Origin of the sequence: Bacillus cereus group sp. MS39 (assembly GCF_040448665.1) — a bacterium.
Lineage (GTDB): Bacteria > Bacillota > Bacilli > Bacillales > Bacillaceae_G > Bacillus_A > Bacillus_A wiedmannii.
Map to the genome: position 1 here is coordinate 591,765 of NZ_CP123058.1, position 20,676 is coordinate 612,440.

Consider the following 20,676-nt stretch of genomic DNA (forward strand, 5'->3'; position numbering starts at 1 on the left):
CATGTAGGTGGTGAAGAAATGTTTACTCATGTTGAAAGTTTCAAATCAGCTTTTCTAGAAAAGTTAGAGACGATGTATGGTAAAAGTTTTAAAGACTCTACAACTCGTGATCAATACAATACGCTTGGGTACATGGTACGTGAGTATATGAATAGTCAATGGATTGCAACGAATGAAAGTTATCGGTCTGGAGAGCAAAAGCAAATGTATTACTTATCCATTGAGTTTTTACTTGGGCGTTTGCTTGGAAGTAACATATTAAATTTAGGCATCAGGGATGTATGTGAGCAAGGACTTTCTGAGCTTGGGATTTCTTTACAACAGTTAGAAGAGGTGGAAGCAGATGCTGGTCTTGGAAATGGTGGACTTGGACGATTAGCAGCCTGTTTCCTTGATTCACTTGCATCTTTAAACTTACCAGGTCATGGCTGTGGAATTCGTTACAAACACGGTTTATTTGATCAAAAAATTGTTGATGGTTATCAAGTTGAATTTCCAGAGCAGTGGCTTCTTCATGAAAACGTATGGGAAGTAAGAAGGCATGATCAAGCTGTAGAAGTAAGTTATTTCGGCAATGTTGAACCGCTATACATTGATGGGCGTTTAGAGTTTAGGCATACGAATGCAGAAGTGATTATGGCAGTACCATATGACGTTCCAGTAGTAGGTTACGAGACGAGTACTGTAAATACACTCAGACTTTGGAATGCTGAACCAGTTCCTTTCCCGCAAAATTGCAAAGATATTTTGAAATATAAGCGTGAAACAGAGGCGGTATCGGAGTTTTTATATCCAGATGATACGCATGATGAGGGGAAAATACTTCGTTTGAAGCAACAATATTTCCTCGTATCAGCAAGCTTGCAAAATATCGTTCGTTTGCATAGAGAAAGATATGGTGACCTTCGTCAATTACATGAGAAAATTGCGATTCATATTAATGATACACATCCAGTTTTGGCGATTCCAGAACTAATGCGTATTTTATTAGATGAAGAAAAACTAGCATGGGAAGAAGCTTGGCATATAACATCGCAAACGATTTCTTATACAAATCATACGACGTTATCAGAAGCGCTTGAGAAGTGGCCAATTCACATTTTTAAACCGTTATTACCGAGAATTTATATGATTATTGAAGAGATTAATGAACGTTTCTGTCATGAACTTTGGGAACGTTATCCATATGAATGGCATCGTATTGAAGAGATGGCGATTATTGCGCATGATCTTGTGAAAATGGCTCATTTAGCAATTGTCGGTAGCCATAGCGTAAATGGTGTAGCAAAAATTCATACGGAAATTTTAAAGCAACGTGAAATGCGACTGTTTTATGAGTTTTATCCAGATAAGTTTAATAATAAAACGAATGGAATCGCTCATAGACGTTGGTTAATGAAGGCGAATCCGCAGCTGACGAACCTTATTTCAGAGGCGATTGGAACAGAGTGGAAGAAAGAACCGATTAAGCTTCAAGCGCTGCAAACAGTTCAATACGATGCGAGTTTCCAAGAGAAATTTGCAGAGGTAAAACAAGAGCGTAAAGAGATTTTAGCGGAGCGTATTTATAATAAAATGGGGATTACAATTGATCCTAATTCTATTTTTGATGTGCAAGTAAAAAGACTACATGCTTACAAACGACAACTATTAAACGTTCTTCATATTTTATATTTGTATAACCGTTTGAAAGAGGATGCTAGTTTTACATTTTATCCGCGTACGTTTATCTTTGGAGCGAAAGCATCACCTGGCTATTACTATGCGAAAAAAATTATTAAATTAATCAATGAACTCGCAAGGAAAGTGAATAATGATCCGTATGTGAGTCAATATATGAAAGTTATCTTTCTAGAAAACTATCGAGTGTCTTTAGCGGAAGATATATTCCCAGCTGCGGATGTGAGTGAGCAAATTTCAACTGCGAGTAAAGAAGCATCAGGAACAGGGAATATGAAATTTATGATGAATGGTGCGATTACACTCGGAACGTTAGACGGAGCTAATGTTGAAATAAAAGACCGGGTCGGTGATGATAACTGTTTCATTTTTGGCCTAACAGCGGAAGAGGTTCTTCATTACTATCAAAATGGTGGATATCGTGCAAGTGATTATTATCACCACAATATGCATATTAAAAAAGTAGTAGATCAGTTAACGAATGGTTTCTTTGCACATTCGGGAGCTGAATTTGAAGCGATTTATGATTCTCTCGTAATTCAAAATGATGAATACTTCGTTCTGCGAGATTTTGGTCCATATGCGGAAAGGCAAGAAGCTGTCGGTAGAGCGTATGAAAACCGAACGAAGTGGTTAGAAATGTCGATTTTAAATATTGCACAGTCTGGTCATTTTGCGAGTGATCGAACGATTTTACAGTATAGTAATGAGATTTGGAGTATTGGTAATGCGGTTACACAGTATTAAGTGAAAGTCCCTTTTGAAGGGACTTTTCTTTATTAAGTTGAAGTGGGGGAAATGATGTATGGGAGATATGTGTGAGGAACTGAATTTAAAAACAGATAGATTACTATTAACGAAGATACAGTATTCGCATGTAGATGATTTGTTTGAAGTGTATTCAAATCCAGAAGCAGCTATATATGTACCCCGGGAAGTGCATAAAATGAAAGAGGAAACGCATAGTTTAGTAGAAAATATGCTTGCAACGATACGAGAAGGTAAGGCTCTTATATGGTCTATTATGCTGAAGGATACTCAAAAAGTGATTGGGACATGTGGAATATGGCTCATGCCACATAATAGTGCATCGATTGGAGCTGTAATTAGCCCAGCGTATTGGGGTAAAGGACTTATTGTGGAAGCTTTAGAAGAACTCATTGAAATAGGCTTTCAGGAGCTGAATATAAACCGTATGGAAGGAAGATGTGACGCAGAGAATATAGCTTCTGAACGTGTGATGCAAAAATTGAAAATGGTATATGAAGGCATATTGAGACAAAGTGTAAAAATGGATAATACGTATAGGGATGCTAAAGTGTATTCACTTTTAAAAGAGGAATATAATCACTTGAAAAACCGAGCTTAATCTCATTAAGCTCGGTTTTCTTTTTTTGCTTAAGAAAGAAATGGGATGGCGGTATATATGATACCTGTTCCATCGTATTCTCCTGTCGCAAAGTATGAAAATGTAAAGAAACCTGTAAACGAAAAAATTACAATGAGAAAAAGTGCAAAGATAAATTTTAGCATGTAAGGTCCCCTCATCCAAAAATAACTTCATATATTATTATAGTATAAGGATATAGAGTTTCCAATCATTACCTGGTTAAAAATGAGAAGTCAGACATGTTTTGTATGTTGTCATGGCATGATTATTTGTAATGGATTTTGTGTTTTTTGTAAAAGTCATATTGTGATGAACGTGTGCATATTCCCAGTCTTGGTCATTAAAATGGACATTACGCGGAGGGAGAAGAGGAACGACATCAAATAGATTAACGAAGCGAAAGCTACTAGCTACTTGTAGTTTATAATAATTGCGAAATGCAATATCTCCGACTTTTGGAGAGGCAAATGTATAAAGACCGTACTGTGCGAAGGCGGTGTTGATACGCGCATCTAGTATATGTAGTGTAGCGAGCGCGCCGCCTAAGCTATGACCTGTTGCAAGAAGTTTTTTATGGGCTGGTAATGATACGAGCATATCCATAATAGAATCTCGGCAAGATTCATAAATAGAAAGAAAGCCGTTATGGACATTTCCGCTATTTAAAGCATATGGATATGGTTTTTGATTGACGAGTGAATCGATAATCCATTCGGTATCTGTTTGTGTCCCGCGAAAAGCTACAATAATCGTATCCTCAGATTCTAGTATGAATCCAAACCAATCTGTCGTTTGAATGGTTTTTCCTTGAAAGCCTTGTACATATTGAAAACCATCTGGTATTTCGAAAATCCCATTTTGTTTATATTGTTCATACGTTAACTCACAACAAGAAGCTAACAATATGGCGGTATCTTTATCGAAGGATAAAGGAGTACGCATTAAGGAAGCCCTCCTTAAGAAAAGGTATAGTTCAATATATGCAGTGAGGGACTTGATTCATTCTTTTGGAGGGGGCAAATAGTTTGTATCGCGTATTTAAATTAGTGGATGAAATTATAGTGACTTATGGACGAATCATGCCAAAATAAAACAGCACCCCATAAGGGCACTGTTTACTCTTTTCCATCTAATAAACGTCCAAGTCCGCCTAAAACGCTGCCTTCACCGCTGTTTTGAGCTGCTGGGCTTGTAAGGCGTGCTGCTAAACGGCTAAGTGTTAAGGACTGAATCCAAACCGTTCCAGGACCTTCTAACGTTGCGAAGAATAAACCTTCGCCGCCAAATAGAGCTGTTTTTACTTTTCCAACGAACTCGATATCGTAGTTAACGTCTTTTGTCATGGCAACGAGACAACCTGTATCGATGCGAAGTCTTTCGCCAGGTTTTAATTCACGCTTATATACAGTTCCTCCTGCATGCATGAAAGCGAGTCCATCACCTTCAAGTTTCTGCATGATGAAACCTTCACCACCGAAGAAACCAGTTCCAATTTTTTTCGTAAACTCAATTCCGATAGAAACGCCCTTTGCTGCACAAAGAAACGCGTCTTTTTGACAAACGACTTTCCCTTGATATTGTGTTAAATCAACAGGGATGATTTTTCCTGGATAAGGAGCGGCGAATGATACGTGGCGCTTGCCATGACCTGTATTTGTAAAGACAGTCATAAACATACTTTCACCTGTAACAAGACGCTTACCAGCGCCCATTAATTTACCGAATAGACCACTAGATGGGCCAGAACCATCACCGAAAATGGTTTCCATTTCGATATGATCTTCCATCATCATCATTGCGCCAGCCTCTGCGATAACGCTTTCTTCTGGATCTAATTCAATTTCAACAAACTGCATATCATCGCCATATAATTTATACTCGATTTCATGTGCTTGCATTTTTTCACCTCATCATATGTAGTAATTATATTGTACAGAAATCAAAGGAATTAGAATACTGTAGATTTGTTAATTTTTGAATAAAAATAGAATGAAAATTTAAGGTTATACTAGGATTATAAAAAACGATGGATTGAAAGTGTTCTCATTTGACGTTTTTGACATAGCATGATATAGTGAAAGAACTATTGAGCTACATAATGTGGTACGGAAATAAAGCACGTTGTATTAAAGGCTGTAAGCTTGTTATACATTCATGTCCTTTATATCCACCTTTTCATGTGGATTCATAGTTTCATTTTTATTTAGGAGGTACATGACATGCAAACAGGTAAAGTTAAATGGTTTAACGGCGAAAAAGGTTTTGGCTTCATCGAAGTTGAAGGCGGAGAAGACGTATTCGTACATTTCTCAGCTATCCAAGGCGACGGCTTCAAAACTTTAGAAGAAGGTCAAGAAGTTTCTTTCGAAATCGTTGAAGGAAACCGCGGACCACAAGCAGCTAACGTTACAAAAAACTAATTAGCTAGCGATAAAAAGCATTCCGAATTTCGGAATGCTTTTTTTATTCTTTGGAGCTAGATTCATTTGAAGATAACTCGCCTTTGAAAGTACGCTCTTCAAAGTCATCAAGCATTTGTTCATACTCTTCATGTTCTTCTGTGGCGAAAACTTGAGGATTTTTGCCATACATGTCTGTTCCTATAAAATTTTCGAAATCCTCTACATACCCAACATTTTCTTCACTATTTACGTACATGCCATTATAGTTTTTGGAATCTTGTCTTTCTAAATCGGACGGTGTTTCTGATGTCCCATAATTTGCGACATCTTGCCATGCATCTTCAGCATCGTATTCTACAGAATGATCTTCGTCGTGCTTGTGAAAAGAAGGAGCCAACACCTCTTCTTCAACTGGTCGCGTGTTCATATTTAATTTATTTGTCGTGTGCTGAATACATGTTGTAGCGGTTGGCATTGCCTCTAATCTTTCAAACGGAATTTCTTCGCCAGATACTTCGCAAATTCCATACGTACCTGCTTCAATTTTTTGCAGGGCATGTTTCGTATCTTCTAGCTGCTTATGCCAAAATTCGATGAGCCCGAAATCTTTCTCACGTTCGTACAATTCTGTAGCCATATCACCTGGATGATTGTCATAGCTAGATAATTCTCCAACAGAATCGCGTTCAGAAGCACGATCTGTATTCTCATGAGTTTGTATTGTTTGTTCAACTTCTTGCTGTTGTTTTTCTAAAATAGATTTAAATTGATTTATTTGTTGTGGAGTTAACATAGTCGTCCACCTTCCTACAATTCAGTTTCTTTACATAGTATGAGCGTCGAGAGGAGGAATTATGAGCTGAAATTGGTATATGAAAAAAGAGCTGCATAAGCAGCTCCTTTTAGAGGAAATATCCAAGCAATAATCCGATTCCCATGAGGAGACCGAAGATTGTATTTGTTTTCGCTGTTGCAATCATCGCAGGTACCATTTCCATTGGAATGCTTTTACCAACAAAGCCTTTCGTCGCTTTCAATGCTTTCGGTGCACTTAAAAATACGATAAGCATCCACGGTGATACGATGTTCACGATAATTAGAGCGATTGTCCAAATATAAGAAACGATGAACATAGAAGCGAGTACACCAACGGCTCTTTCACGTCCAACGAGAATTGCTAATGTTTTACGACCGTTTTCTTTATCGCCATCTAAGTCACGAATGTTATTAGCTAGTAAAATGGCACCAATTAAAATGGAGCTTGGAATAGATAATAAAATGACTTCTGATGTTACAGTTCCAGTTTGAATAAAGAATGAAATCCCAATAATAATAACACCCATAAATAATCCGGCTGTTAACTCTCCAAATGGTGTATAGGCAATTGGAAGTGGGCCGCCTGTATAAAGGTAGGCAACGGCCATACAAACAAGACCGATTGCAGCAAGCCACCAGCTAGAATTCATACAAATATAAACACCTAATAGTATTGCGATCCCAAAAAATCCAAATGCTAAGTTAAGCACCGTTTTCGGCTGAATGCCATCGCGAACGATAGCGCCGCCGATACCAACTGATCCTTCGTGATCGAGTCCTCTTTTATAATCAAAGTATTCATTAAACATGTTTGTTGCTGCTTGAATGAGAAGACAAGCGAGAAGCATCATAAGAAAAAGAGGGAGATGTATTTGATTTATACCTCCGACCTGCATCGCATAGGCTGTTCCGATGAAAACAGGAACGAAAGCTGCTGTTAATGTATGGGGACGTAGTAAACTCCACCAAATGCGCCAGCCTGTTTGCTTACTTGGCTTTGGCGCCGTAGGAGAGGAATTCGTTTCGACGTTCATTTCCATGTTGAATCCTCCTTTGGTCACATATTGTACACAACTAAGTGTAGAAAAAGCATCATTTAGTGTCAACGTTTATTTTCTAGGAGGAGAAGGTGAATTTCTCAGAAATGCTAAACGTTGACAGGCCTTTCGTTTGAGGTGTATCTTAAAATCAAGCGTAATTATGACTATTTTTCGCCCATAGGGGGGAGACAATTGTGATTCAAACGAAACAAATAGGCTTGCAAGAAGTTTTGAGTGCAGCCATTAAGCGTGCAACTGATGAAAAAATATTAGTGAGCTTCGTAAAACAAATAGACTGGATGGATCCGCTTCTGTTTTATGCAGCAGGAAAAAGGATTGCATTCGAAAATAGATGTTATTTTGCAGACCCAGCTCAGCATGTAATATTTGCTGGAATTGGCTCTGTTTTCACTATAGCAACTTCTTCTCACAAACGCTTTCAAACGGCTCGTGACGAGTGGGATAAAGTAAAAGAGAAAGCATTTGTACAAAGAGAAAGATACGAATTTGGAACAGGTCCTCTTTTATTTGGTGGATTTTCATTTGACCGAGAAAAAGAGAAAACCGACTTATGGAAAGAATTTGATGATACGACATTTTCACTACCAGCATTTTTATTAACTGTAAAAAATGAAAAAGCATGGTTAACAATGAATACATTCGTTTCAGCAACTGATTGTGCAGAAACTCTTTATAACGAAATTGTTTCTTTAGAAGAGAAAATTTTTGGGGAGAGTAAATGTGCACTAGAAGGATCGAAATTAACAGTTACTTCTAAAGTAGAAGTAGATCCGAAAGGCTGGATGAAGGCCATTGAGAAAGTGCAAGATGAGATGAAGCAGGGGAACGTGCAGAAGGTTGTATTAGCAAGGGAGCTAAAAGTAGAAATGAATCATCATATTGATTCTGCTCTTGTTTTAGAAGCGCTTCGCATTGGGCAACCAGATTGTTACGTATTTTCTTTTGATTATAAAGGAGCATGCTTCTTAGGAGCGACGCCAGAGAGATTAATTCGCAAAGAAGATGAGAAGTTTACGTCGATGTGTCTTGCTGGTTCAACTGGTCATGGTCAATCTATAGAAGAAAGTAAACGAAATAGTAATGCGCTTCTTCATGATGAAAAGAATTTAGCTGAACACGGTTATGTTGTGAACATGATTCGAGGAGTACTAAATGAGCACTGCGAATCCGTTAATATTCCGGAAAGTCCGGGCTTATTAACAACGAAAAACTTAATTCATTTATATACGCCTGTAGAGGCAAAAGGCGATGCGAGTCTTTTAACAATGGTAGAAGAATTACACCCAACACCAGCTCTTGGCGGGACACCTCGTTTGGAAGCGATGAAACTGATTCGTGATGTTGAATTGTTAGACAGAGGGTTATATGGTGCACCGATTGGCTGGATAGATGATGAAGGAAATGGTGAATTTGCGGTTGCACTTCGCTGCGGATTATTAAATGGCGCAAAAGCATCCTTATTTGCCGGGTGCGGGATTGTAATTGATTCAGTACCGCAACTTGAATATGAAGAAACAAGCTTGAAGTTTAGACCGATGCTTGGTGCTTTGGAGGAATTAATGAAATGAACAATCATATAGAAGCATTATCATATTATTTAGGCGCGTTCGTGGATGAACTGACGCGTCTAAATGTATGTGATGTTGTCATTAGTCCAGGCTCACGGTCAACACCGATTGCTCTACTAATGGAACAACATGAAGGAATGAACACATATTTACATGTAGATGAAAGATCAGCGGGATTTTTTGCACTCGGTATCGCAAAAGCAAAAAAACGCCCTGTTGCATTATTATGTACGTCAGGAACGGCAGCAGCGAACTACTATCCAGCTGTATGTGAAGCTTTTCATTCACGAGTGCCGCTTATCGTCTTAACGGCAGATAGACCGCATGAATTAAGAGATGTTGGTGCACCACAAGCGATGAATCAATTCAATTTATACGGTACATTTGTGAAGCAATTTACAGAGATGGCACTTCCAGAAGCGAGTGAAGCGATGTATCATTATGCTCGCATGACGACGCAGCGCACGATAGCAAGCGCACTTTTAGCGCCGCAAGGACCTGTTCATCTTAATTTTCCAGTTCGCGAGCCGCTTATCCCAGATTTCTCATTAGAAAGTTTATGGGATAAAGGACGCGGGGAATATACAGGAGTAGTTCAGCAAGGGAACGTGATGATGCCGAGTGAATATGTAGATTCTCTTGTAGGGCGCCTTTCACATATGGAAAAGGGGCTTATTATTTGTGGAGATGATAGTCATTCAGAAATCGCAGCGTTTGCGGCAGAACTAGCTGAAAAAACGGGATATCCAATATTAGCGGATCCACTTTCTAACATTCGTAGCGGACATCACGATAAAACGATGATAATCGACTGTTACGATACATTTCTACGAAATGAATTGTTAAAAGAAACGTGGAAGCCAGAAGTTATAATTCGCTTTGGTGGTATGCCTGTTTCGAAAGCATTAACGCAGTTCATTAAAAAACAGACGAAAGCCATTCATATCGTTGTTGAAGAATCTGGCCAATGGAGAGACCCAGCTCTCGTTGCGACAGAAGTTGTACAGGCAAGTGATATTGCATTTTGCAGTGCACTAATAGAAAAAATGCCAGTTATGAAAAAGAATGATTGGTTCGGAATGTGGAAACATATAAACGAAAAAACGAAGGAAACGCTTCGTGAAATGGAAACATATGAAACGGCATTTGAAGGGAAAGTCATTACGGATATCGTCCGCGTATTACCAGAAGGGGCAACGTTATTTGCAAGTAATAGTATGCCAATTCGTGATACAGATTCATTCTTCTTCACATCGGATAAAAATATTCAAGTGATGGCAAACCGCGGTGTAAATGGGATTGACGGAATCATTTCGACAGCTTTAGGAGCGAGCATTATTTGCGATCCGCTCGTATTAGTGATCGGTGATTTATCATTTTATCACGATTTAAACGGATTATTAGCCGCAAAATTACATGAATTAAATATAACAATTGTCGTTGTAAATAATGACGGTGGTGGTATTTTTTCATTCTTACCACAGTATGAGAAAAAGGAACATTTCGAATCATTATTTGGAACGCCAATTGGACTTGATTACGAGCATGTTGTTAAAATGTACGGCGGTTCATTTAGCCGTGTAAACGGCTGGGAGCAGTTCCGAGAAGAGGTACAAAAAGGAACGACGACAGACGGTTTACACGTTGTGGAAATTTGTACGAATCGTGATGAAAACTTAACATTACACCGTACATTATGGGCAAAAGCGATGGACGTAATTACTACATCGTTGCAAGGTGAATCAAAATGAAAGTAACATTGCAAGGTGTATCGTATGAATATGAAGTAGTCGGAAGCGGGGAACCACTTCTACTTCTTCATGGTTTTACGGGAAGCATAGAAACGTGGCGTCCTTTTATCTCTTCATGGAGTGAGCAGTTTCAAGTTATTGTAGTGGATCTTGTTGGACACGGAAAAACGGAAAGTCCTGAAGATGTGACTCATTATGATATTCGAAATGTAGCATTGCAAATGAAAGAACTACTAGATTACCTTCATATTGAAAAAGCGCACATACTCGGCTATTCAATGGGCGGTAGACTGGCGATTACGATGGCATGTCTATATCCAGAGTATGTACATTCTCTTTTATTAGAAAATTGTACAGCTGGGCTTGAAAGTGAAGAGGCTAGAAAAGAACGCTGTGAAAAAGATGAGCGACTTGCCGATAAAATTGAGCGAGAAGGCATCAATAGTTTTGTAACGATGTGGGAAAATATTCCGCTGTTTGAAACGCAAAAACGTTTAGCACAAAACGTACAAGAAGCAGTGCGAAAAGAAAGACTTGCTAACAATCCAAAAGGAATTGCAAATAGCTTGCGCGGCATGGGAACAGGGGCTCAGCCTTCATGGTGGAACGAGCTGCAAAACTTAAAAATACCTGTTCTTTTAATGAATGGGGAGCATGATGAAAAGTTCTTTCGCATATTAAAAAACATCGAAAAATGCGTCTCTGACGCGAAATTTGTCAAAATTGATGGTGCTGGCCATGCAATTCATGTGGAACAACCGGAAAAGTTTGATACAATAGTAAAGGGATTTCTAAAAACTATGCAGTGATGCTTTTTCATCTAAGAAGGAAGCTACACTTATAGAGGAGATCAGAAATATACAAGGAGGTAGTTGTAATGGCTATTGAATGGGTAAAAGAAGGCAATTACGAAGATATTATTTATTCAACATACAATGGTATCGCAAAGATTTCGATTAACCGTCCTGAAGTACATAACGCATTCCGTCCTAAAACGGTAATGGAGTTAATCAACGCTTTTGCACACGCTCGTGATGATGCAAATGTTGGCGTTATCATTTTAACAGGTGAAGGTGGACGTGCATTCTGTTCTGGCGGCGACCAAAAAGTTCGCGGTCATGGTGGATATGTAGGTGACGACCAAATCCCTCGTTTAAACGTATTAGACCTACAACGTCTAATTCGCGCAATTCCTAAACCAGTTATCGCAATGGTAGCAGGTTATGCAATCGGTGGTGGACACGTACTTCATATCGTATGTGACTTAACAATCGCTGCAGACAACGCTGTATTCGGACAAACAGGTCCTAAAGTAGGAAGCTTTGACGGTGGATACGGAGCTGGTTACTTAGCTCGTATGGTAGGCCACAAGAAAGCTCGCGAAATTTGGTACCTATGCCGTCAATACAGCGCACAGGAAGCGCTTGATATGGGCTTAGTAAACACAGTAGTACCATTAGAAGAGCTTGAAGCAGAAACAGTACAATGGGCACAAGAAATCTTAGCAAACAGCCCAATGGCACTTCGTTTCCTAAAAGCTGCATTCAACGCAGACACAGACGGTCTAGCTGGTATTCAACAACTAGCTGGAGATGCAACGTTATTGTACTACACAACTGACGAAGCAAAAGAAGGTCGCGACGCGTTCAAAGAAAAACGCAGTCCGGACTTCGGTCAATTCCCTCGTTTCCCGTGATCAAAAGCGGAAGCGGCTCGTTTAGAACAAGAGGGCGTAGGAAGGCGTGAAACGACCGACTGTTCTAGCCGCTGTAGCTAGATGTTTTAAAAGCGAAGCCGACTGCTTAGCCCCGTTGGCTAAGGTTCTTTCGCACAGAAAGTGTTTTTTACTTTCTCGTGCGGAAGGTTCTTAGACGGAAGGGGCTAGGAGGCGTAGCTAGATGAGATCAACAGGAAACAAAACAACTAAGAGACTTGATGTCATATCAAGTCTCTTTCTTTCATGAAAGGAGAATGAATGATGGAGACGATGCCAAATTGGTTAATGCAACGTGCATTTTTAACACCAGATCGCACTGCAATTGAAATAGAGGATGAAAAGGTTACTTTTATGCAGCTGCATGAAAAAGTAGTATCTGTTTGTGAACACCTTTCATATGTTGGGATAAAGCGTGGGCAAAAGGTGGCTGTTCTGATGAAAAATGGTATGGAGATGATTACAGTTATTCACGCCCTATCTTACGTAGGTGCAGTAGCTGTACTTTTAAATACGCGTCTTTCAAGAGAAGAGCTACTTTGGCAAATGGATGATGCTGAAGTTATTTGTTTAGTGACGGATCAAGATTTCGAGGCTAAAGATGTTCCTGTATATTCATTTGCCGAAGTGATGAATGGACCAAAGGCGGAAGCCTCTATACAAGAAGAATTCTCTTTAGAAGAAGCGATGACAATTATTTATACGTCAGGGACGACAGGGAAACCGAAAGGCGTTATTTTAACGTACGGTAATCACTGGGCAAGCGCAGTCGGTTCTTCGCTTAATTTAGGGCTTCGTGATGATGATTGCTGGTTAGCTTGTATGCCAATGTTCCACGTTGGCGGTCTTTCCCTTTTAATGAAAAACATTATGTACGGCATGCGCATTTTACTCGTTCCGAAATATGATGCGAATTTCATTCATAAAGCACTTCAAACGAGAGGTGTTACGATCATTTCTGTCGTTTCTAAAATGTTAACTGATTTATTAGAGATACTTGGAGGAGAGACATATCCATCTTCTTTACGATGCATGTTACTTGGCGGAGGACCAGCCCCGAAACCGTTACTCGAAACATGTGTAGATAAAGGAATTCCTGTGTATCAAACGTATGGTATGACAGAAACTTCGTCGCAAATTTGTACGTTATTCGCAGATTATATGTTAACGAAAGTAGGATCAGCTGGAAAACCACTATTTCAGTGTCAACTTCGTATTGAAAAAGATGGCGTAGTAGTACCGCCGTTTGCAGAAGGCGAGATCGTAGTAAAAGGACCGAACGTAACAGGTGGTTATTTTAACCGTGAAGATGCGACGCGCGAAACCATTCAAAACGGATGGCTTCATACTGGTGATCTCGGTTATTTAGATGAAGAAGGATTTTTATACGTATTAGATCGCCGCAGTGATTTAATTATTTCTGGCGGAGAAAATATATATCCGGCTCAAATTGAAGAAGTGTTGCTTTCTCATCCGATGGTAGCGGAGGCCGGTGTTGTCGGTATGACTGACGATAAATGGGGACAAGTACCCGCTGCCTTTGTTGTAAAAAGTGGAGAGGTAACAGAAGAAGAAATTCTTCATTTTTGCGAGGAGAAATTGGCAAAATATAAAGTGCCGAAGAAAGCGTGTTTCTTAGAGGAATTACCACGAAATGCTTCGAAAAAATTGTTAAGAAGAGAGTTAAGACAATTAGTGGAGGAGATGTAAGTGGAAATAAAAAAAGCGACACTTTATATAATAGAAATGCCACTCGTCATTCCGTTTGCTGCAAGCTACGGAACTTATGAAAAGCGTGAAAGTATCGTCATTGAATTAGAAGATACAGACGGGCACATTGGATTTGGCGAAGTCGTTGCATTCTCTGAGCCGTGGTATACGGAAGAAACGGTGAAGACAGCACTGCATGTACTGCAAGACTTTTTATTACCTGATTTATTAAAGGCTGAAATTTCTCATCCGAATGAAATGCCGAGTTTGTTCCAGCATATAAAGAGAAACCGAATGGCAAAGGCCGGAATTGAAGGAGCTGTTTGGGATTTATATGCGAAGCGTCAAAAGAAACCGTTAGCGACATTACTTGGTGGAACTAGGACTGAAATTGAAGTCGGTGTTGTAATTGGAATCAATACGATTCCGGTTATGTTAAAACAAATCGAGAAGTACGCGGAAGAAGGATACGAGCGTTTTAAAGTAAAAATAAAGCCAGAGCATGATTACGAATTATTGAAAGAAATTCGTAAAGAGTTCCCGCATATCCCGTTAATGGCTGATGCAAATTCAGCGTACACGTTAGCGGATACGGAGAAACTGAAACGATTAGATGAATTTCAATTGCTGATGATTGAGCAACCGCTAGCGGATTACGATTTTCTTGATCATGCACAGCTGCAAAAGAAAATTGAAACGCCGATTTGTTTAGACGAAAGTATCCATAGTTTAGAAGACGCGCGCGTTGCGATTACGCTTGGCAGTTGCCGCATCGTTAATATTAAACCAGGACGAGTGGGTGGATTAACGGAGTCGATTCAAATCCATGATTATTGTATGGAGCATAACATACCTGTTTGGTGCGGAGGTATGGTAGAGATGGGGATTTCACGAGCTCAAAATGTTGCTCTCGCCTCATTGCCGAACTTTACGATTCCTGGTGATATATCCGCTTCTAGTCGACATTGGGAGAAGGATATTATTTCGCCGGAAGTGATGCTTGAGGGCGGGAAAGTGATTGTACCGCAAAGCGTTGATGCTGAGTATGAGATAGATCGCGGGAGACTAGCAGAAATTACGAAGCAGCGAATTGTTTTGGAGCGGTAGGTTGAGTCTTTCAAATAGCAGGCGAATTTCGTCGTTAATTGTCGGTAAGTCGATATTCCTTGTCGAAACGTCGATATATTAAAAAAATCGTTGATATATTTCAAGTTGTGTTCGATATATTTGAAAAATCGTCGATATAATTTCATTTACTAAGGTTACTCCCGCGAGTAACCTTTTCATATTGTACAAATTGGATAGACTAGTTTACAATCGAGCGTATATAAGGGGGAGTAATATGAAGCGCATTTCAATTTTAATAGCGGATGATGAGGCAGAAATTGCTGATTTAATTGAGATACATTTAGAAAAAGAAGGGTACCACGTCGTGAAAGCAGCTGATGGAGAAGAGGCAATTCATGTTATTGAAACGCAGCCAATCGACTTAGTGGTTTTAGATATTATGATGCCGAAAATGGATGGTTATGAAGTGACGCGCCAAATTCGCGCGAAGCACCATATGCCAATCATTTTTCTAAGTGCGAAAACATCTGATTTTGATAAGGTGACAGGTCTTGTATTAGGTGCAGATGATTATATGACAAAACCTTTTACACCAATTGAATTAGTCGCACGTGTGAATGCACAATTACGCCGATTTCTTACGTTAAATCAACCGAAAGTAGCGGAGAGCAAATCTGCTTTAGCCATAGGCGGAGTTGTGATTGATCCTGAGCGCCGAACGGTAGATGTGTACGATGAGAAAATTGAATTAACGCCAAAAGAGTTTGATATTTTATATTTATTAGCGAGCCATCCGAAGAAAGTGTACAATGTGGAAAATATTTTTCAGCAAGTGTGGGCGGATGATTATTTTGAAGGTGGAAATACAGTTATGGTACATATTCGTACGTTGCGGAAAAAGCTTGGGGAAGATAAAAGAAAGGATAAGTTAATAAAAACAGTGTGGGGAGTAGGGTATACTTTCAATGGCTAAAAAGATGAGAAGTTTTCGCTCGAAGATGGTTATGCTATTTGCGTTAAGTATGATATTAGCTGCTGGCATAACGTATTTCATTTATGAAGGATTACGGATTTATTATAAATTAGTCGTTCGTTATGAGGATCCGTTAGCTCAATTTCGTTCCATGGTAAGACAAATTGGGGATGTTAATTTCTTTTTAATTATTTTCATCCCTCTGTCCATTATGTTTTTCTTCTTCCTTACTAGGCCGTATTTAAAATATTTTGATGAGATTTCAAACGGAATTCATCATTTGGCGAACGGAGATTTTACAAATAAAGTGCGCGTTTCATCAAATGATGAGTTTGGATATATTGCAAGTGAAATGAATGTAGCGAGTGAGAAACTAAAGGAAGCAGTGGAACGAGGAGATTTCGCGGAAAGTAGTAAGGACCAGCTTATTGTTAACTTAGCTCACGATTTAAGAACGCCGTTAACATCTGTTTTAGGTTATTTAGACCTAATTCTTAAAGATGAGAATTTGACGAAGGAACAAATTAAACACTTTGCCACGATTGCTTTTACGAAATCGCAAAGGCTTGAAAGCTTAATTGATGAATTATTTGAAATTACACGTATGAACTATGGCATGTTAAAGTTGGATACAAAGCCGATCGATGTAAATGAGCTACTTATACAGTTAGATGAGGAATTGTATCCGTTATTAGAAAAACATCATTTAGAAGCTAGATTGAATGTTGATCCTCATTTGCCGATTAACGGTGATGGAAAATTGTTAGCTAGAGTATTTGAGAACCTGTTAACAAATGCCGTTCGATATGGATATGATGGGCAATTTGTTGATATGAATGGGTATATCGATAATGAAGAAGTTGTCGTACAAGTTATTAATTACGGAGATAGCATTCCAGAAGAAGATTTACCGTATCTTTTTGATATGTTTTATACAGGTGATAAATCGAGAACTGTGAACCGTGGCGGGACAGGCCTTGGACTATTTATTGCGAAAAATATTGTTGAGCAGCATAACGGTATGATTTCTGCTGAAAGTAATATAGTTAGAACGGTATTTGAAGTGAGATTACCAAAAGACGAGACTTAACAATTTAATAAAAATTTAAACTTTACCCCACTTTTTATTTTAATAGTTTTTTCTATTCTATACGTAAGTTACGTTAAGGAGGAACTAGAGATGAAAAAGTGGGTATTTATTTCTCTTTTTATATTATGTACAGTCTGTGTAGGCTTTTATATATCACCGTTATTTCAAAAGGAGATCGATGTTAAAATTGCGGAAAAAGATAATAAGGTAAGAGCTGCGAATACTGAAAAGATAGAGATTACAAAAGAAGAGATTTATAAAGGTAATCTGTTATTAGTTAATAAAGATTACCCAGTAAAAAAAGATAGCATTAGGCCTGACATTATAAATGTAAATCATAATAGTGAATTAGTAAGAGGTTACGTAATATTTGATAGAAATCTTCGTTTATCAAAGGATGTTGTAAAAAAGTTTTTAAACGTTGTCGATGCGGCTGGAAAAGATGGCGTACAACATTTCTTAATGAGTAGTGGCTATCGAGATTTTAAAGAGCAAAGTAAATTATATAAAGACATGGGATCAGATTATGCACTTCCAGCAGGATATAGTGAACATAATTTAGGATTATCACTCGACGTTGGATCTACGCAAAAGAAAATGGAGAGAGCCCCTGAAGGAAGATGGATTGAAGAGAACGTATGGAAGCACGGCTTTGTATTACGTTATCCGAAAAATAAAAGCAATATTACAGGCATTCAATATGAGCCATGGCATATCCGTTATGTCGGCTTACCCCATAGTGCGATTATGCAAAAAAAGAATTTCACACTAGAAGAATATTTAGATTTCTTAAAAGAGAAAAAAGAAATTACAACCGATGTGGAAGGTAAGAAATATACGGTTTCTTATTATAAAGTTTCCGGAAACATGAAAGTGAATGTTCCGGTGAATAAGCAGTATGAAATTTCGGGGAATAATATGGATGGGGTTATTGTGACGGTTCAGGAATAGAGAAAGAGGTTGTTCCGTTTTGGAGCAGCTTTTTCGTATATAAGAAAGGGATTGGCGTTTTTTGTCGGTAAATCGATATTTCTTGTTGAATCGTTGATATATTTTGAGTTACGGTAGATATATTTGAAAAAGCGTTGATATAATTTCCTGTACTATCAGAATTTTGAGGAGTATCTCTTATTCTACTTTTAAACATTATAACGTTATATTTACTTCTTCCTTTTTTTGTGCTACTCTAAATATGTGAAAGAGATAAATAAAAATGAAACTTTAATGTAAGCGTATTCTTGGGCTTCTTATAGAAAAGGGTGGAAATACAATGACAGAACGATTCGTACTACGTAATGTGAAACGTGTGAACGGGGAAGAGATTGACATTGTAATTGAAAATAATAAAATCGCAAAGGTGACGAAAGCTGGTGCTGGCGAGGGTGGAAAGGTTCTTGATTACTCAGGTACTTACGTATCGAGTGGCTGGATTGATTTACACGTTCATGCTTTTCCAGAGTTTGATCCGTATGGCGATGAGGTGGATGAAATTGGCGTTAAGCAAGGGGTAACGACAATTGTTGATGCGGGTAGCTGCGGAGCTGATCGTATCGCAGATTTAGTAAAAAGTAGAGAGCAGGCGAAAACGAATTTATTTGCCTTTTTAAATATTTCTCGCATCGGTTTGAAACGAATTGATGAATTATCCAACATGGGATGGATAGATAAAGAGAAAGTAATAGAAGCAGTAGAAAAGTATAAAGATGTAATCGTTGGATTAAAGGCGAGAATGAGTAAAAGCGTCGTTTGTGATAGCGGAATTGAACCGCTTCATGTTGCACGCTCTTTATCTCGTGAAACATCATTACCGATTATGGTACATATCGGTTCAGCGCCTCCTCGCATTGAGGAAGTTGTACCTCTTTTAGAAAAAGATGATGTGATTACACATTATTTAAACGGGAAAGAAAATAATTTATTTGATGAAGAAGGCAAACCGCTACCAGTTTTATTAGATGCAGTGAAGCGCGGTGTTCATTTAGATGTTGGTCACGGTAATGCTAGTTTTTCTTTTAAAGTAGCAGAAGCGGCGAAGCGTCACGGTATTGCCTTTAATACAATTAGTACAGACATTTACCGGAAGAATCGTATACACGGTCCAGTGTATAGTATGGCTCACGTTCTTTCGAAATTTCTTTACTTAGGATATCCGCTAGAAGAAGTAATAAATGCGGTGACGAAAAATGCGGCAGAGTGGCTGAAGAAACCAGAGCTTGGCCGTATTCAAGAAGGCGATATTGCAAACTTAACTTTATTTACGGTGAAAGATGAACCGATTACGTTAATTGATTCAGAAGGGGATCAGCGCGTTGCTGAAAGAAGAATTGATACGAAAGGGGTTGTAATCAATGGGTCATTCATTGAATGCTAAGTACGGATTAAAAAGAGTGATTAATGCGAGCGGTAGAATGAGTATTTTAGGTGTATCCGCTCCGACAAATACAGTTATGGATGCGATGAAACATGGTGGACAAAATTATGTGGAAATTGCAGATTTAGTAGATAAAGCGGGAGACCATATTGCGAGAATTCTAGATTCAGAGGCAGCTGTCGTTGTAAATTCAGCATCGAGCGGAATTGCACTTTCTATCGCTAGTATCGTTACAGAAGGAAATCGCCGTAAAAGTGAAAGACTTCATCAAGAGGTCATCGCGAAAAACGAAGTGATTATGTTAAAAGGTCATAACGTTCAATACGGTGCTCCTATTGAAACGATGATTTACTTAGGCGGAGGAAAACTTGTAGAAGTTGGCTACGCAAATGAAGGGAAAGCAGAACATATTGAAGATGCGATTGGTGAAAATACAGCAGCGATTCTATATGTGAAATCCCATCATGCCGTGCAAAAAAATATGATTTCTGTTGAAGAAGCATGGGAAGTTGCGCAGCGAAATAACGTACCACTTATCGTCGATGCGGCAGCTGAAGAAGATATTCAAAAATATGTGAAGTATTCAGACCTTGCCATTTATAGCGGTTCAAAGGCAATTGAAGGACCAACTTCTGGTATTGTCGGCGGTAAACGAAAATATATCGAGTGGCTGAAAGTGCAATTACATTGCATCGGAAGAAGTATGAAAGTTGGGAAAGAAACAACTTTCGGCTTACTTCAAGCGCTTGACGAGTACGGAGTAAAAGAAGATAAGAGTGAGCAAGAAAAAGAGTTATTACAAGTACTTATGCCGCTAAAAGAATTAAACGGTGTAAATGTAACGATCGTTCAAGATGAAGCAGGAAGAGCAATCTTTAGAGCACGTATTCACATTAAAGAGAACGAGTTAAATAAATCAGCAAAAGACGTCGTAACAGCATTACGAGAAGGGGAAATCGCCATTTATACACGTGATTACGGAGTAAGACAAGGATTCTTTGATATTGATCCACGTCCACTTCAAGGTGATGACATACATGTAATCGAAGAAAAAATGAGAGAAATTGTAGGGGGAAACTAAA

19 protein-coding genes are annotated in these 20,676 nt (G+C 38.7%); 14 read left to right on the forward strand and 5 right to left on the reverse strand.

The annotated features are described in order from the left end of the window. The first annotated feature begins 18 nt into the window (after positions 1 to 18). Both glgP and QEP67_RS03000 read left to right on the forward strand, forming a co-directional pair. On the forward strand, positions 19 to 2,427 hold the full coding sequence (gene glgP, locus QEP67_RS02995; protein ID WP_000494074.1) for a glycogen phosphorylase: 2,409 nt from the start codon (positions 19 to 21) through the stop codon (positions 2,425 to 2,427). 58 nt (positions 2,428 to 2,485) lie between these two features. Next, positions 2,486 to 3,049: a GNAT family protein gene (locus tag QEP67_RS03000; RefSeq protein WP_000502676.1), complete on the forward strand. Its 564-nt coding sequence runs from the start codon at positions 2,486 to 2,488 to the stop codon at positions 3,047 to 3,049. A 29-nt stretch (positions 3,050 to 3,078) separates the two neighbouring features. Here the strand turns inward: QEP67_RS03000 and QEP67_RS03005 are convergent, their stop codons facing one another. From QEP67_RS03005 to QEP67_RS03015, 3 genes are all read right to left on the reverse strand, one after another. Further along, positions 3,079 to 3,213, reverse strand: coding sequence for a hypothetical protein (locus QEP67_RS03005; protein ID WP_000911067.1), 135 nt, complete (start codon positions 3,211 to 3,213; stop codon positions 3,079 to 3,081). Positions 3,214 to 3,289: 76 nt separating this feature from the next. Continuing rightward, positions 3,290 to 4,012, reverse strand: coding sequence for a lipase family protein (locus QEP67_RS03010; RefSeq protein ID WP_001260117.1), 723 nt, complete (start codon positions 4,010 to 4,012; stop codon positions 3,290 to 3,292). Between the two features lie 173 nt (positions 4,013 to 4,185). Further along, positions 4,186 to 4,968, reverse strand: a complete 783-nt coding sequence (locus QEP67_RS03015) for a TIGR00266 family protein (RefSeq protein ID WP_001147830.1) — start codon at positions 4,966 to 4,968, stop codon at positions 4,186 to 4,188. A gap of 321 nt (positions 4,969 to 5,289) precedes the next feature. On the opposite strand from QEP67_RS03015, the gene cspD reads away from it, so the two are divergent. Then, entirely contained in the window at positions 5,290 to 5,490 is a 201-nt protein-coding gene (cspD, locus tag QEP67_RS03020) for a cold-shock protein CspD (RefSeq protein WP_001193052.1), read from the forward strand. 43 nt (positions 5,491 to 5,533) lie between these two features. On the opposite strand, the gene QEP67_RS03025 is transcribed toward cspD, so the two are convergent. After that, complete coding sequence (locus QEP67_RS03025) at positions 5,534 to 6,265, reverse strand: yteA family sporulation protein (RefSeq protein ID WP_000957360.1); 732 nt, start codon at positions 6,263 to 6,265, stop codon at positions 5,534 to 5,536. Positions 6,266 to 6,374: 109 nt separating this feature from the next. Further along, a complete protein-coding gene (locus tag QEP67_RS03030; protein WP_000425756.1) occupies positions 6,375 to 7,328 on the reverse strand; it encodes a 1,4-dihydroxy-2-naphthoate polyprenyltransferase in 954 nt (317 codons plus the stop codon). Positions 7,329 to 7,522: 194 nt separating this feature from the next. Here QEP67_RS03030 and QEP67_RS03035 point away from each other — a divergent pair, with 194 nt between their 5' ends. From QEP67_RS03035 to QEP67_RS03085, 11 genes are all read left to right on the forward strand, one after another. Then, positions 7,523 to 8,917 carry an isochorismate synthase gene (locus tag QEP67_RS03035; RefSeq protein WP_000616719.1) on the forward strand — a complete coding sequence of 465 codons (1,395 nt, stop codon included), beginning with the start codon at positions 7,523 to 7,525 and terminating at the stop codon, positions 8,915 to 8,917. Beyond that, the gene (gene menD, locus QEP67_RS03040) at positions 8,914 to 10,668 is read left to right on the forward strand and encodes a 2-succinyl-5-enolpyruvyl-6-hydroxy-3-cyclohexene-1-carboxylic-acid synthase (RefSeq protein ID WP_001059223.1); all 1,755 of its coding nucleotides are present in this window, start codon (positions 8,914 to 8,916) and stop codon (positions 10,666 to 10,668) included. The genes QEP67_RS03035 and menD overlap by 4 nt, the downstream gene beginning before the upstream one ends. Then, the gene (menH, locus tag QEP67_RS03045) at positions 10,665 to 11,477 is read left to right on the forward strand and encodes a 2-succinyl-6-hydroxy-2,4-cyclohexadiene-1-carboxylate synthase (RefSeq protein ID WP_000869206.1); all 813 of its coding nucleotides are present in this window, start codon (positions 10,665 to 10,667) and stop codon (positions 11,475 to 11,477) included. The genes menD and menH overlap by 4 nt, the downstream gene beginning before the upstream one ends. A 68-nt stretch (positions 11,478 to 11,545) precedes the next feature. Further along, positions 11,546 to 12,364 (forward strand): 1,4-dihydroxy-2-naphthoyl-CoA synthase, encoded by an 819-nt coding sequence (menB, locus tag QEP67_RS03050; RefSeq protein WP_000963888.1) that lies wholly within the window; start codon positions 11,546 to 11,548, stop codon positions 12,362 to 12,364. 282 nt (positions 12,365 to 12,646) lie between these two features. Next, the gene (locus QEP67_RS03055) at positions 12,647 to 14,092 is read left to right on the forward strand and encodes an o-succinylbenzoate--CoA ligase (RefSeq protein ID WP_000449564.1); all 1,446 of its coding nucleotides are present in this window, start codon (positions 12,647 to 12,649) and stop codon (positions 14,090 to 14,092) included. Continuing rightward, positions 14,093 to 15,199 carry an o-succinylbenzoate synthase gene (gene menC / locus QEP67_RS03060; RefSeq protein WP_000403297.1) on the forward strand — a complete coding sequence of 369 codons (1,107 nt, stop codon included), beginning with the start codon at positions 14,093 to 14,095 and terminating at the stop codon, positions 15,197 to 15,199. 235 nt (positions 15,200 to 15,434) lie between these two features. Then, complete coding sequence (locus tag QEP67_RS03065) at positions 15,435 to 16,133, forward strand: response regulator transcription factor (protein ID WP_000822500.1); 699 nt, start codon at positions 15,435 to 15,437, stop codon at positions 16,131 to 16,133. Next, positions 16,126 to 17,223, forward strand: a complete 1,098-nt coding sequence (locus tag QEP67_RS03070) for a HAMP domain-containing sensor histidine kinase (protein ID WP_064460197.1) — start codon at positions 16,126 to 16,128, stop codon at positions 17,221 to 17,223. The genes QEP67_RS03065 and QEP67_RS03070 overlap by 8 nt, the downstream gene beginning before the upstream one ends. A gap of 90 nt (positions 17,224 to 17,313) precedes the next feature. Further along, a complete protein-coding gene (locus QEP67_RS03075; RefSeq protein ID WP_000759416.1) occupies positions 17,314 to 18,174 on the forward strand; it encodes a D-Ala-D-Ala carboxypeptidase VanY in 861 nt (286 codons plus the stop codon). A gap of 319 nt (positions 18,175 to 18,493) precedes the next feature. Further along, positions 18,494 to 19,594: an amidohydrolase/deacetylase family metallohydrolase gene (locus QEP67_RS03080; protein ID WP_048565824.1), complete on the forward strand. Its 1,101-nt coding sequence runs from the start codon at positions 18,494 to 18,496 to the stop codon at positions 19,592 to 19,594. After that, a complete protein-coding gene (locus QEP67_RS03085) occupies positions 19,572 to 20,675 on the forward strand; it encodes a DgaE family pyridoxal phosphate-dependent ammonia lyase (RefSeq protein WP_064460196.1) in 1,104 nt (367 codons plus the stop codon). The genes QEP67_RS03080 and QEP67_RS03085 overlap by 23 nt, the downstream gene beginning before the upstream one ends. Position 20,676: the final 1 nt, after the last annotated feature.